This window comes from Sphingobacterium cavernae, assembly GCF_008520265.1.
Taxonomy (GTDB): Bacteria; Bacteroidota; Bacteroidia; order Sphingobacteriales; family Sphingobacteriaceae; genus Sphingobacterium; species Sphingobacterium cavernae.
The window spans coordinates 1-13,914 of the sequence record NZ_VIQM01000053.1; the positions used below are offsets into that span (position 1 = coordinate 1).

Annotated in this window: 13 protein-coding genes and 1 pseudogene; 12 read left to right on the forward strand and 2 right to left on the reverse strand. The window is 33.3% G+C overall.

The annotated features are described in order from the left end of the window. Positions 1-363: 363 nt before the first annotated feature. From FLS47_RS10305 to nhaA, 3 genes are all read left to right on the forward strand, one after another. Positions 364-816, forward strand: a complete 453-nt coding sequence (locus FLS47_RS10305; RefSeq protein WP_149914294.1) for a hypothetical protein — start codon at positions 364-366, stop codon at positions 814-816. 331 nt (positions 817-1,147) lie between these two features. Continuing rightward, positions 1,148-2,575 (forward strand): alanine/glycine:cation symporter family protein, encoded by a 1,428-nt coding sequence (locus tag FLS47_RS10310; RefSeq protein WP_149914295.1) that lies wholly within the window; start codon positions 1,148-1,150, stop codon positions 2,573-2,575. Between the two features lie 6 nt (positions 2,576-2,581). Next, positions 2,582-3,766 (forward strand): Na+/H+ antiporter NhaA, encoded by a 1,185-nt coding sequence (gene nhaA / locus FLS47_RS10315; RefSeq protein ID WP_149914296.1) that lies wholly within the window; start codon positions 2,582-2,584, stop codon positions 3,764-3,766. 311 nt (positions 3,767-4,077) lie between these two features. Here nhaA and FLS47_RS19045 read toward each other — a convergent pair. Beyond that, a pseudogene (locus FLS47_RS19045) lies at positions 4,078-4,191 on the reverse strand (transposase); the annotation flags it as partial. Positions 4,192-4,258: 67 nt separating this feature from the next. On the opposite strand from FLS47_RS19045, the gene FLS47_RS10325 reads away from it, so the two are divergent. Next, on the forward strand, positions 4,259-4,633 hold the full coding sequence (locus tag FLS47_RS10325) for an RNA-guided endonuclease TnpB family protein (protein WP_149914297.1): 375 nt from the start codon (positions 4,259-4,261) through the stop codon (positions 4,631-4,633). A gap of 81 nt (positions 4,634-4,714) precedes the next feature. Here FLS47_RS10325 and FLS47_RS10330 read toward each other — a convergent pair whose 3' ends face one another. Continuing rightward, positions 4,715-8,674, reverse strand: coding sequence for a response regulator (locus FLS47_RS10330; RefSeq protein ID WP_149914298.1), 3,960 nt, complete (start codon positions 8,672-8,674; stop codon positions 4,715-4,717). Positions 8,675-9,238: 564 nt separating this feature from the next. Between FLS47_RS10330 and FLS47_RS10335 the strand changes: the two genes are divergently transcribed. From FLS47_RS10335 to FLS47_RS10365, 8 genes are all read left to right on the forward strand, one after another. After that, a complete protein-coding gene (locus FLS47_RS10335) occupies positions 9,239-9,850 on the forward strand; it encodes an outer membrane beta-barrel protein (RefSeq protein WP_165291311.1) in 612 nt (203 codons plus the stop codon). A 134-nt stretch (positions 9,851-9,984) separates the two neighbouring features. Further along, positions 9,985-10,314, forward strand: coding sequence for an ArsR/SmtB family transcription factor (locus FLS47_RS10340; RefSeq protein ID WP_149914300.1), 330 nt, complete (start codon positions 9,985-9,987; stop codon positions 10,312-10,314). 67 nt (positions 10,315-10,381) lie between these two features. After that, positions 10,382-10,855 (forward strand): DUF6428 family protein, encoded by a 474-nt coding sequence (locus FLS47_RS10345; RefSeq protein WP_149914301.1) that lies wholly within the window; start codon positions 10,382-10,384, stop codon positions 10,853-10,855. Between the two features lie 17 nt (positions 10,856-10,872). Beyond that, complete coding sequence (locus FLS47_RS10350) at positions 10,873-11,646, forward strand: metallophosphoesterase family protein (protein WP_149914302.1); 774 nt, start codon at positions 10,873-10,875, stop codon at positions 11,644-11,646. Between the two features lie 18 nt (positions 11,647-11,664). Further along, a complete protein-coding gene (locus tag FLS47_RS18785) occupies positions 11,665-11,844 on the forward strand; it encodes a hypothetical protein (protein WP_262713868.1) in 180 nt (59 codons plus the stop codon). Beyond that, complete coding sequence (locus FLS47_RS18790; protein WP_262713869.1) at positions 11,828-12,040, forward strand: glycine cleavage system protein H; 213 nt, start codon at positions 11,828-11,830, stop codon at positions 12,038-12,040. Before FLS47_RS18785 ends, FLS47_RS18790 begins: the two co-directional genes overlap by 17 nt. A 3-nt stretch (positions 12,041-12,043) precedes the next feature. Further along, positions 12,044-13,075 (forward strand): ACR3 family arsenite efflux transporter, encoded by a 1,032-nt coding sequence (gene arsB / locus FLS47_RS10360; RefSeq protein ID WP_149914303.1) that lies wholly within the window; start codon positions 12,044-12,046, stop codon positions 13,073-13,075. 33 nt (positions 13,076-13,108) lie between these two features. Next, positions 13,109-13,909, forward strand: a complete 801-nt coding sequence (locus FLS47_RS10365) for a helix-turn-helix domain-containing protein (RefSeq protein WP_149914304.1) — start codon at positions 13,109-13,111, stop codon at positions 13,907-13,909. Positions 13,910-13,914: the final 5 nt, after the last annotated feature.

Sequence of the window (13,914 nt, forward strand, 5' to 3'; positions counted from 1 at the left end):
ACATTCTGAAAGAAGGATTAAAAATAATATCGTCAGGAACTGGCGATTACACGGGCGGAGACTCAAATAAGACTTTGGCAACAAAGCACAAGTCTGTGAAGCCCGAAGCCCATTTGTCTTTAGCAAAGGGGTAGTTCACTAATTGTAATTTATGGTATATATTATATTCAAGTTCAATTTTTGAGTAGATTGTTTTTGCACAGCGTGTAAAATAATAAATCGCTATTGTTTTACTTGTTCTTTTAACAAAATTACAGAATAATGGATTGTTATTGATTTTTTTTAAATTTAAAGTAATGTTTATGAGTGTTATATTGATATACAATAAAAAATTGTATATTTGAAATATAAATACCAAACCAAATGATCATATACTTAATTTTAATCGGCGCAATCATTTTGATTTTTGCCGTATTTTATTATTTAGATTACTTAAAGAAAAGAGTATTTGATGATAATGTAAATCTTTCTCTTTCTTTTGATTTCCAAGAAAGTAGCACCTCCAAAGCATCTAAACACTTGTTGCTATTCCATATTAAAAGTGTTAATGAAAATTTCAGAGCTTTGTATATTAATGATGTTAAAATAAAAAATTCCAAAGTCCGTTTGAGGCATTACAGAAATATTTCTACGAAATTACCTATTCCTCAAGATGGCGTATTACTTTCAATGGAAGTAAGAAAAAGTGGAAAATTAAAACCACAGGAAATTGAAAATTGTCAAATTGTTATTTCCGGCTTTCTAATGGAGGATAAAAACAAAAAAGTATTCTTTAAAAGAAATATGCAGGTAACTCCACTTCCTAGATATGCCTAAGATTTACTACATAAATTAGTTATAATTTTCCAAAATTCCCTTTATAAATTAGTATAGTTTAGTGTTAATAATGTTTTGTTTTTATGCTTTTATTATTTTCCTAGTGGTAATATTGGCTGATTGGCGAAGCTTACTTTTTGTTTCCTATCGTTTTATTTGGAAATATTAAGTAATACCATTTAAAAATTTCCGACATATATTCATAAAAATAAAAATGTTGATCAAGCTCATACTTCAATTCTGTCATTATAGATAAAATCTATGCAATAATTGTTAAATGGACATGCTATTATATTTATCTTAGAGCAATGTATAGCCTTTGAATAACTTTATGCAGCGAATAATAGATTTCATTTATAATATTGTATGGTCAGATGCTCTAGTTTACTTATGTCTTCTCACTGGAGTATACTTTACAATACGATTTAAATTTCCTCAAATTACCCATTTTAATCAGATGTTTACCTTGCTTTTCAAGAGTAATAGATCAGAAAAAGGGATATCATCATTTCAAGCATTTTCGCTTGCAGTTTCTGGACGTGTAGGAACAGGGAATATTGCTGGTGTGGCCACAGCAATTGGAATGGGAGGGCCAGGAGCAATCTTTTGGATGTGGGTAATTGCACTTCTGGGAAGTTCTTCCGCAATTATTGAGGCTACATTAGGTCAAATGTATAAAGAGGTGAAAGATGGCCAATATAGAGGTGGTCCAGCTTATTATATCCTCAAAGGTTTAAATAATAAGATTTTTGCTTGGGCTTTTGCTATCGTAACAATTATCTCAACAGGATTTTTATTACCTTCTGTACAAAGTAACAGTATAGCAGTTGCCGTTAATAACTCTTTTGGTATATCTCCCTATTTAATCGGTGCATTTTTGTGCGTTATATTAGGATTTATTATTATAGGTGGAGTTTCTCGGATTAGTAAAATTGCGGAATATATTGTACCCATTATGGCTGGTTTATACATTCTGATGGCATTAATTATCATAGCCATAAACTATAAGCAATTACCAGATGTGTTTGCACTTATATTCAAATCAGCGCTTAATATGGAAGCCTCATTTGGAGCTATTGTTGGATCAGCAATAGCATGGGGCGTAAAAAGAGGCATCTACAGTAATGAAGCTGGTCAAGGAACTGCTCCACATGCTGCGGCAGCAGCTGAAGTTTCCCATCCGATAAAGCAAGGATTAGTACAAGGTTTTTCTGTATATGTGGATACGTTATTTGTGTGTACAGCTACGGCGCTTATGATATTATTTACTGGCAAATATAATGTAGTGAATCCTGAAGGAGGATTTTTAATAGAAAATATACCTAGTATAGAGATTGGTCCTATTTATACCCAATTAGCTGTATCTCATCACTTTCCACTTTTTGGAGACTCATTTGTTGCCATTGCGTTGACATTGTTTGCATTTACAACAATTATGGCCTACTACTATATTGCAGAAACAAATGTCAGCTTTATACAATCTAAAAGTACTGGTAAATACTTATTAAATATATTGAGATTGGTGATCCTAATTTCTGTTTTTGTTGGATGTATTACAACAGCTAAAATTGCTTGGGATTTGGGAGATATTGGTGTCGGGCTAATGGCATGGTTGAATCTAATAGCAATCATATTACTACACAAAAAAGTATTATTTCTCTTTAAAGATTATAATAATCAATATGATTCAGGAAAGGATCCGGAATTTAATAATTTGAAAACTAAATTTCCCCATATGGAAATTTGGAATAAAAAATAAATATCTATGGCACAGTTAATAAATCTCAATGTTTTTAAGGACTTTTTTAAATCTAGTAATGCCGGAGGAATTCTTCTTTTCATTTGCGTTATTCTTTCTTTAATTATTGCAAATACTTCTTTCGCCTCCTGGTTGCAAAGTTTTTTGGACTACAAAATTGGTTTTGAAAACGAATCTGTCCATTTAAATTATTCAATTCTTTTATGGATTAATGATGGACTGATGGCAATTTTCTTCCTTTTAGTAGGATTAGAAATCAAACGCGAAATAGTAGAAGGCGAATTGTCGTCTCCTAAAAAAGCCTCTTTACCGATCTTAGGTGCAATTGGTGGTGCTGTAGTTCCTGCTATTATATATTTAGGTTTAAACTCTGGTCAAGTGACAAGTTCAGGCTGGGGTATACCCATGGCCACAGACATCGCATTTGCGTTGGCTGTTATAAATCTTTTAGGGGATAAAATACCATCCAGCTTAAAGATTTTCTTAGCAGCTCTTGCTATTGTAGATGATTTGATTGCAATTTTAGTGATTGCCTTATTTTATTCTTCTGGTATAGATGTAACTTATTTGATGTACGCTGGTGCTGGATTAGCTGTTCTAATTATTATGAATAGAATGAATATTCAAAATCCATACTTGTATCTTATACCAGGGATATTCATTTGGTATTTTGTTCATCATTCTGGAATACACGCAACCATTGCAGGTGTTCTAGTTGCCATGACAATTCCAACAAATGATACCGACTTAGAATCTCCATTGGAAAGATTAGAACATGCATTGGTTAAACCAGTCAATTTCTTCATCATCCCTTTGTTTGCATTTGCAAATACAAACATCACTCTAGAATCTGAAATGATTAACGGACTAACCTCTAACTTAGGTTTAGGTATAGGATTGGGGTTATTAATTGGAAAACCAATAGGAATTTTGCTTACATCTTTTTTGTGTGTAAAAATGAAACTTAGCTCCCTTCCACTCGGAGCCAATTGGTTACATGTCATTGGGGTTGGTTTATTAGCTGGTATTGGTTTTACTATGTCTATATTTATTGCAATACTTTCTTTTTCAGATCCATCATATATAGCAGAGGCGAAACTGAGTATATTAGTCACTTCATTATTAGCAGGTATAGTTGGATATGTGGTTTTGAGTTCACAGTCAAAACTGTCAAGGGGGATAAAAAACTAAAAGTGGAATTTAGAAATGTAAACATCCTATTGACAGTTTGAATAAATTTCATTTGCGAGGAATCACTACAAGCATAGCTACTATTTTAGAAGAATAGTTTTATATGCCTTTGCAAGAGTTAGCTATACATACAATAATCTATTAATTATCATAGATAACAATAGTGTTATGCTTACTCTTGCATTTGCTGTCTGATAATATATTTCTTACAGTAACTATTTTAATGAGTAAGAATCCCTAATAGGAATGCTTAATATTTTATAAAACGGATCGTAAAACCCCCAGGTCTTTAGCCTGTGAGATGTAAGCGACTAACCCTGATTGAGAATATACTCACGAATAGTATCAGGAGATGCTTCACCTATTGAACAAACAAAATAACCATCAGACCAGAAAGTATGTTCTTTCCAAAAATGTTTAAATAAGAATGACCTGTGTGGTGAACGCGAAATGTAATAAGTAGATGTATTAGAAGATTTGAATGTGAAATGTATGGTCAAAAACCATAAACTTTCAAAACATATTTCTGATGCAAGTTGGGGAACTTTCGTTAGGTTGCTTGAATACAAGGCTGATTGGAACGATAAACAGATTGTAAAAATCAATCGCTTCTATCCATCAAGTAAAACCTGCTGTGAGTGCGGTTGGATAAATCAAGGCTTAAATCTTTCAATAAGAGAATGGACTTGCAAAAATGGACACGTTTTAGACCGTGATTTAAACGCTGCAAAAAACATTCTGAAAGAAGGATTAAAAATAATATCGTCAGGAACTGGCGATTACACGGGCGGAGACTCAAATAAGACTTTGACAACAAAGCACAAGTCAGTGAAGCCCGAAGCCCATTTGTCTTTAGCAAATGGGTAGTTCACAACCTTTTCTGTAAGACCTTTAAAGAAATAATGTGTATGTCCATAAAAAATTAAGCACTATTATTTTCAGTTTATGTTAATTATTTGCTGTGCTCTGTGTGTCATCATCTTTCAACTCTTTTATATACATAAGACCGTTCTCTATATCTTTTACAATGTTTAATATTTCGTTCCAACGAAAAGGCTCGTGATTTATAACTTTATCTTCTAAATCTTTCGTAACTTGATTTAATTTGATTAATCCTACGTGAGACGCTGTGCCTTTTAGTTTATGAAGAATCGATTTAAGCGAAGATATATCTTTGTATTCTATAGCTTGCTTTAATATTATTATTGTGTTGTTTAATTCTTGAATTACAAGGTCAAGAAAATATCTTTTAAACTCGTCATCGTCACTATAATTACTTTCTAAAATTGATCTATCAAAATCAAAGTCTAAAGTAGCATGCTGTGCAGTCGTATCACCAGGAATGTTAGCAAGTACTTCCATAATTACACTTTTTAAATCAGCAATACGTATTGGTTTAGCAAGAAACTGTGTCATGCCGGCTTGAATGCAGTTTTGTTTTTCGCTCAAAGTATTTCCTGCAGTAATGGCAATGATGGGTGTGTTTTTGTAATTATCCAATTGTCTTATTTTTTTGGTTGCTTCTATACCATCCATAACTGGCATTTGAACGTCCATTAAAATAATATCGAATTGTTTTTCTGTACACGCCTGATATGCTTTTTCTCCATCATTAACAGAAATTATTTCGGATTTCGGTAATAAACCAGCTAGCATGCGGAGATTTAGTTGCATGTTTACTGCATTGTCATCGGCTACTAATATAGCAGCTATAGATTCGTTTTTGTCTAGCAAATTTTCTGTCGCAATACTATTTTTAATTAGATCTTTATCTTCTTTATCTTGTTGGTGTTTGTGTATTGATTGGTTAATTGCCAAGTATAATTTATCTGTTTTGATAGGCTTCATTAAACTAACAATTTCATTATCGTCACTTAAATGTGATAACAATTCTTGTTTCTCGTAGGAAGTATGCAAAATTATTAACGGTATTTCCATATTTTTACTAGCCATTATTTCTTTCATCTTGGCAATAGTTTCTACACCAGAGAGAACTGGCATATGATAGTCCACAAGAATAAGGTTAAATTCTTCTCCTTGGGCTAATAACTGCAAAGCTTCTACTCCATTTTTTGCTAAGGTTGTATCAATATTCTTATACTTAAGCATATGATCCATTATAATTCGATTGTTAGTATTATCATCTACAATCAAAGCACGCTTAATAGGTATTTCTATTTTATTATTAGGGTTAGTAATTGTTTTTTCATACTCAACTTCCAAATCGAAAAAGAAAGTAGTTCCATTTTCTGGCTCACTTAAAAGCTGCAAATTACTGTGCATATATTTTAGTAAGTTGTTGGAAATAGTAAGACCTAGTCCTGTCCCTCCATACCTTTTGCTAATTGAACTGTCTTCTTGGGTAAATGCTTGAAATATTTTATCCTGCTTCTCTTTTGCAATTCCGATACCAGTATCTCTTACAGAAAAACGAAGTTTTGTTGTTGAACCCATTTGGCTTATTTGTTGGACTTTAAGTTCAACCTCGCCTTCTTCAGTGAACTTTACGGCATTGCCCATTAAGTTTATTAAAACTTGCTTTAGTCGCGAATCATCGACCCAAATATTTAAATCTAACTCTTCAGGCACATTAAGTAACAATTCTAAACCTTTACTTTGCGCCTGAAACAATATCACATCTACAACTTGACTACATAAATCATATAGATTGTATTTGCCTATATATAATTCAAGTTTACCTGATTCTATTTTTGAAAAATCTAATATATCGTTAATAATACTAAGCAGACTATTTCCTGATTCATTAATATATTTAAGGTACTGCTGTTGAAGTTCATTAAGTGGTGTTTGAAGAAGTAGGTCGGAGAAGCCGATTACACCATTTAGAGGGGTACGTATCTCGTGACTCATATTTGCCAAGAATTCAGATTTTGCTTTATTTGCTGCCTCAGCAGATTTTTGAGCTGTTAATAATTCTTCGTTTTTCTTTACTTCTTCTGAAATATTTTGTACAAAAATAATTATACCTCCTATTTTCTGTACGGAAATATACCACGGTCTAACCTCCCAGTTAAAATGTTTTTCTTCTTTATCCTTACCAATATACATTACCTCATGAGTGTTTTTATAAGAAATACCTTTTAAAGCATTTTTATATATTTCTATTCGGTAATCGGGTATATCGGTAGAAAGGTCACTAATATTCCTGTGTTCAACATGTTCCTTTACAAAATTAAATTCATCTAACCACTGATTGCTTACATAGAGGTAGTTTAGATTCTGGTCAAACATTGCTACTGCTGCTGGCACGTATTCGATAAAAGTGCGCAACATAGATTCTTTTCGTTCAACCTCCAAATGCATGGTCTTGCTACTATGTATATTCTGTATAATTCCAAATATCCGTTTGCACACCCCATCGGAGAATTCTGGTATACCCTTTACACGCACCCATTGTCTGTTTTGACTGATAGGTTGCATTTCTATCTCTAAATCATATGGTATTCCTTGGTTAACTGCAGTGTAAAAAGCTTCTTGAAGTAGTATTGATGAACTCGTATGAAAATTTCCAAAAGCTGTCTCGAGATCTAGATTTTCAACTTCTTGCATTTCCATTATTTGTTTTGCTTGTGGAGATAAGTATACTCTACCATCATTCATGCTAACCTCCCAGCCACCAACTTGAGCTACTGCATTTGTTTGTTCAAGAATTTGCTGCGTATGTAAAAGATTTAGTTCAAGTTTTCTTCTATCGCTAATATCAAGTGCGATGCTGCTGACATAAGGATTTCCATCCAAATCCTTCTCTAATACATTATGGTATAAGAAAAATACTTTTTCTCCAGACTTCTTCAACAGGGTCATCATCCCTCGCATTTGCCCATGCTCAATCAGTTCTGTCATGTACTGATCATAGAGTCGTTTGTTTTCCTGTGGTATTAAATCAATTAATTTAAGACCTTCTACCTCGCTTTCTTTGTACCCCAAAAGCTCTCTTCCTTTTTCGTTAACACGTAAGATATTTCCATCTAAATCATGCATACTCATAAGCCCCAAGGAGTTTTCGAAATAATTTCTAAATCTTCGCTCAGAGTTTAATAATTTTAAACGCTCTTGGTTTTCATGGCTTATATCACGTCCAATAGCGAAAAATTCGTTGTACTTCTCCTCGTACTTAATGTGCCATTGGATGGTTATAAGACGATTGCTATTAGAAAGTGTGTAGGTTGTAAGTGAAACTTCTTTACCAGCTAAGGTATCCTTAAATGCTGCTGTTAATTCATCATTTGTATCTGCAGTAAATAAGTCAAAAAAAGGTTTACTTATTATTTCTTTATTATCTTGATTTAAGATCTGTTTGAATGATTGATTAACTTCTTTTATGTTTAAATCACTATCTATTACTCCAATTAAATTTTGGGTTACCTTTATTATATCTGTATAATATCCCGACTCAACTTTTAATTTTTTATAGGTATAAAGCTGGCTCACATTTTTGGCAAGCGCATAGAGGAAATCAATTTGACTTTGATCTATTTTTTTAGGAACAAAATCAATTACACAAAGCGTGCCCAGAGCAAATCCATCTTCATCAATAATGGGAACACCTGCATAAAATCTTATTTTGGCCTGATTAACGATTGGATTGTCGGCGGTTCTCTCATCTAGGAGTGTATCTTCAATTACAAGAGCATCCGTGCTCATTAACGTATATTGACAAATTGTTTGTTTTCGATCTACAGAGTCAACCTCCATTCCGATGCAGCTTTGTATGCGTTGAACATCTCTTTCCATTATGCTAACTAAAGCGATAGGGCAATGGGTAAAATTAGCCGCGCTTTTAGAAATAACATCAAAATCAGAATCCTTACTAAGGTTTAGTAAGTTGAATCTTTTTAGATGCGTTAATCGATCATCTTCGTTTAAAGGTATAGGATAGGTATTCATTTGTTGTCTTTTTGGCCATTTACAATTTAACTATAAAATAGTAAATCTCTTCAAAATTTTAAATATTTAACTTATTTAAGTCATTCGATTTAGCTCGCTGCTTATGATATTTTGTCTCTATAATTGTTATAAAATACTGAGTAATGATGCATAGAATCAATGCTAGCCATACCTTATTGGGTAGATAATGACTCCGATAATTTCAGGACTAATTCCCAGAGCAAAAGGTTCTTATAAATACTTAGTACCACAAAACACCACAAGAAAGTTATAAGTTGTTACAGGGTATTGAGGAACGCTTATGAGCATATGGTTTACGATTGGGCCAAAGGAAAACCAAGATTACGTATTGTCAAGATTATCGTAAGAGGAAAGAAAATGCTTATTATATAATAGAGTATAGCATGAAAAATTGAATTATCCTTAATATTATATATAAATTGTTACAAATAATTGTTTCAATTATATATTAGTAATATGCATTATTAATCTAACTATATTTACATAATTTTCATATTAGCCTTGGGTTAAGGTCTAAATATGAGATTTAATAAACAAACCAATATGAAAAAAAACTACCTATTAGCGTTCTTATTGATCGGTACCGTAACAGGATTATCAGCACAGAATAGATTTGGATTCAAAGCAGGATTGAATCTTGCAAGTGAGTACTTGCGCATGGATAATCAGTCCTCAACAACCAAAATAGCTCCCCTTTACCATCTTTCTGCATACTATGATATTGCTGTGTCTCCGCGTTTTTCTATTCAGCCAGGACTTTCCCTAGAAGGCAAAGGTGGTAAGTCTGAAATAGATGGTGAATCACTTACAGATAAGTTAATGTATTTAGAGGTTCCTATAAATTTTATTTCATGGACACCAACGAAATCTGGAGAGTTCTTTTTTGGAGGAGGTCCATATTTTGCATATGGGGTTGATGCAAGAGTGACATCAGGTAGAAATGCACTACATTTAGAGTGGGGAAATGAAATCAATCAGCTTAGACCATTCGATGCAGGGATAGGTCTAATTTTTGGATATAGATTTAATGGAGGGTTCACAACAAGACTTTCTAGCTCGGCCGGGTTGGTTAATATTTCAAACCAGAGTGGAATGAAATATTTAAATAGAGTTACTTCTATTGGGATAGGATACGAATTCGGTAGCAAACGATAAAAGCATATCTTTTAGCTGATTTCTCTGGCTAGATACGATTGACAACTATTCTTCGAACTTAACAATAATTTTTTTATAAAATTATTGTTGTTTTCAATGTATTATCGTAATATTGCGATATTAATCAAAAATACATGGGTGTTACCAAAAGTGAAATATTTACGGAAGAACAGAATCATTTAGCCATTAATTTGAAAGCTCTGGCACATCCTGCGCGAATAGCCATTTTACAGTATATCATCAAACAGAATGCCTGTATTTGTAATGATTTGGTAGAAGAATTGGGATTGGCGCAGGCTACCATTTCACAACATTTAAAAGAATTAAAGAACATTGGCATCATTAAAGGAAATATAGAGGGAACAAGTGTATGTTACTGTATCAATGAGACAGTTTGGCAACAAATTAAAAAAGAACTCGATACTTTCTTTGTAGCTGATATAGCTATTGAAAAATGCTGCTAATGCATTTTTTTTACTTTAATATATCGCTACATTGCAATATACCATTAATCATAATAATAGAAAAAATATGAAACTATCAGAAATTAAAGAAATTCTTCAGACTTTGGATAATGTTGAATTTCAATTGGAAAATGGAACTTTTGTACCCGAACATTTTCACGTTACGGAAGTGGGGCAAATAACTAAACATTTTATTGACTGCGGTGGTATAATTCGGAGCGGAAAAGTTGTCAATTTTCAATTATGGAATGCTAATGATTTTGAACATCGCTTAAAACCCACTAAACTTTTAAACATCATTAATCTCTCGGAAGAAAAGTTAGGTATTGAAGATGTGGAAATTGAAGTGGAATATCAAAGTGACACCATTGGAAAATATGATTTAGAATTTAATGGAAAAACTTTTGTCTTGAAAAACAAAACCACAGCTTGTTTGGCAGAAGATGCTTGTGGTATTCCATCAGAAAAACAAAAGAAAAATTTAATAGGATTGCAGGTAAATCAAACCAATACTTGCACGCCAGGTGGAGGTTGTTGCTAATTTTAAAATTTATCAAAATGAAAATTGTATTATTCAGCGACATTCATGCTAATTTACCTGCATTAGAAGCTTTTTTTGCAGATGTTGAAAAAAGAAATCCTGACAGTATCTATTGTTTGGGTGATTTGGTGGGCTATAATATTTGGCCAAACGAAGTGGTTAACGAAATCCGTAAAAGAAAAATCCCAACAATTGCAGGAAATTACGATTTTGGAATTGGAAGAATGAGCAGCGAATGCGGTTGTGCATACAAAACGGACAGCGAAAAAGACAACGGAAACATTTCTATTTCATTCACAAATTCTTTAATGAACGATGAAGAAAGAGCGTATTTGCGAACACTACCAGCACATATAAAAGTAGAGTTTCAACTAAATAAAGATAAATTGAATTTGCTACTGGTTCACGGAAGTCCGAGAAAAATAAACGAATATTTATTTGAAGACCGAGAGGAGAAAAGTATGCTTCGTATTATGGAACAAGCAGATGCAGACATTCTGTGTTTTGGACATACACACAAACCATATCACAGAGTATTGAATTCGGGAATTGATGGACAAAATCATTTCAGACACGCCATCAATATTGGTTCGGTAGGCAAACCAAAAGACAGTGATGTAAGAGGTTGTTATGTAATGCTTACCATTAATGAGAACAGCTCTGTGTTGGATAGAGACAGTGTAAAAGTTGAATTTATTCGATTTGAATACGATATTGAAAAAGCTGCAAGAGCAGTTGAAGATAGTCCGCTACCCAACGAATATGCAGAAAATTTAAGACGTGGTTACTAATCAATAAAAAAAAAGGAAATGAAAATTCCAAAGGATTTATACTTTTTCAAAGAGCATACTTGGCTGCCTATAGAAAATAACATTGGAACGATTGATATTACAGAGTTTGCCCAAAGTAATATAGGTGAAATCGTGTATGCGGATGTGTCGAATATTGGCTATTATTTTAAGCAGGACGAAAATGTTTGGTTCCATTGAAGCTGTTAAAACCGTTAGTGATTTATTTCTACCTATGTCAGGTAAAGTGATAGAAACCAATAGACTAATTTTAAAAGATCCAACATGGGTAAACAGAAAACTATTTGAAAATGGTCGGTTGGTAAAAATAGAAAACAAACTAGAAATTGTGAGCTTACTAAAAGCAGAACAAAACGCTAACACTATAAACAATTAGAAGATGCAAGTAAAACTAAAATTCCTTGACCGTTACCTCACCTTATGGATATTCCTTGCCATGGCTTTAGGGGTGGGGTTGGGTTTTTTCTTTCCCAATATCTCTACTTTAACTGGTAGCTTATCCGTAGGCACAACCAATATTCCAATAGCAATTGGTTTAATACTGATGATGTATCCTCCATTAGCAAAAGTGGACTACTCACTTCTGCCCAAAGCGTTTAAGGATAAAAAAGTAATCGGCATATCGTTAATGCTGAATTGGATTATCGGTACAGTATTGATGTTCGGATTAGCTGTTCTGTTTTTACGGAACGAACCTGATTATATGACAGGGTTGATATTGATAGGCCTGGCCAGGTGTATAGCAATGGTCATCGTGTGGAGTGACCTAGCCAAAGCCAACCGGGAATATACCGCTATGTTAGTGGCATTGAATAGCATCTTTCAGATAATTTCTTACAGCTTTTTAGTCTGGTTATTCATCAACATACTACCTGCAAAATTTGGCTTAGCCAATTTCAATGTAAGCGTGTCGATGAGTGCGGTAACAGAAAGCGTATTGATATACTTGGGTATTCCTTTTCTGGCAGGCTTTTTAAGTCGTTATATATTGGTAAAATCTAAAGGTATAGAATGGTATAAAAGAATATTTGTGCCAAAAATATCACCCATTACATTGTTTGCTTTACTGTTTACCATCGTATTAATGTTCAGTTTGAAGGGCGACAAAATAGTAGAACTACCAATGGATGCAGTGAAAGTGGCCATACCATTAATCATCTATTTCGTGCTAATGTTTTTTGTAAGCTTCTTTATCAATAAATCTTTGAAAGTACCTTACGATAAAAACGCTTCTATCGCATTTACTGCTACAGGAAACAATTTTGAATTGGCAATCGCTGTTGCAATATCAGTTTTCGGTATTCATTCGCCGCAGGCATTTGTAGGTGTGATTGGACCATTGGTCGAAGTGCCGGTATTAATATTGCTGGTAAAGGCAAGTTTATGGTTAAAGAAAAAGTATTATAGCTAATTTTATAGGGATAAACTGCATATTTTAGATAAATTGAAAAACTCTATCTCCATAAAAAACAAAATTGAAGCGTCAACATTACTAAAAGTTGCCCCATTCCGTAAAGAAATTCGCAAGACCGAGCCTCACAAACATAACAGCTATTTAGAAATAATTTATTTAAGGGAAGGAAGCGGATTGCACACCATCGATCATACTTCATTTTCGATAATGCCACCTACGGTTTTTTTTGTCCGAAAAGAGCAGGTGCATCATTGGGATATGACAGATACTCCGGATGGTTATGTATTGCTTTTAAAAAAGGGTTTTGTCGACCATTCGTTGGACAGGGAACTTAAAAGTCTTTTATCTAAACTGAGTGGATTAAGCTGCATTCATCTGAAAGAAACAGAAAGTATAGACACCTTGTTCCAAATGCTCACTATAGAAAAAGATTTTACTGTTACTGAAGGATTATTAAAAGCACTATTTGCTAAAATTTTGATTGCGGGGAAACCTTCGATAATTAAATCACGTAAATCAGATGGTGCCATTACTATATTTCGAGAACTGCTCAACCAAACAAATGACCTGCAAAACAATGTTAATTATTATGCAGAAAAACTTCATATGACACCCCAAAATCTTAATATTATTTGTCGTAAGGCACTAGACCAATCAGCGGCTGAGGTAATAGCTGAGCATATAATTAGTGAGGCAAAAACACAATTGATGTATACCATAAGTAGTGTTTCTGAAATTGCTTTTAAATTGAATTTTAAGGACACTTCCCATTTTGTTAAGTATTTCAAGCGTTACACTGGTCTTACACCTCAAACCTTCCGTAATACTTAAAATAC

Coding starts and splice junctions, on each gene's coding strand:
- FLS47_RS10325 (WP_149914297.1), top strand. CDS start 4,259: ATGGTCAAAAACCATAAACTTTCAAAACATATTTCTGATGCAAGTTGG.
- nhaA (WP_149914296.1), top strand. CDS start 2,582: ATGGCACAGTTAATAAATCTCAATGTTTTTAAGGACTTTTTTAAATCT.
- FLS47_RS10310 (WP_149914295.1), top strand. CDS start 1,148: ATGCAGCGAATAATAGATTTCATTTATAATATTGTATGGTCAGATGCT.
- FLS47_RS18785 (WP_262713868.1), top strand. CDS start 11,665: ATGAAAATTCCAAAGGATTTATACTTTTTCAAAGAGCATACTTGGCTG.
- FLS47_RS10330 (WP_149914298.1), bottom strand. CDS start 8,674: ATGAATACCTATCCTATACCTTTAAACGAAGATGATCGATTAACGCAT.
- FLS47_RS10345 (WP_149914301.1), top strand. CDS start 10,382: ATGAAACTATCAGAAATTAAAGAAATTCTTCAGACTTTGGATAATGTT.
- FLS47_RS10350 (WP_149914302.1), top strand. CDS start 10,873: ATGAAAATTGTATTATTCAGCGACATTCATGCTAATTTACCTGCATTA.
- FLS47_RS10305 (WP_149914294.1), top strand. CDS start 364: ATGATCATATACTTAATTTTAATCGGCGCAATCATTTTGATTTTTGCC.
- FLS47_RS10340 (WP_149914300.1), top strand. CDS start 9,985: ATGGGTGTTACCAAAAGTGAAATATTTACGGAAGAACAGAATCATTTA.
- FLS47_RS18790 (WP_262713869.1), top strand. CDS start 11,828: ATGTTTGGTTCCATTGAAGCTGTTAAAACCGTTAGTGATTTATTTCTA.
- arsB (WP_149914303.1), top strand. CDS start 12,044: ATGCAAGTAAAACTAAAATTCCTTGACCGTTACCTCACCTTATGGATA.
- FLS47_RS10335 (WP_165291311.1), top strand. CDS start 9,239: ATGAAAAAAAACTACCTATTAGCGTTCTTATTGATCGGTACCGTAACA.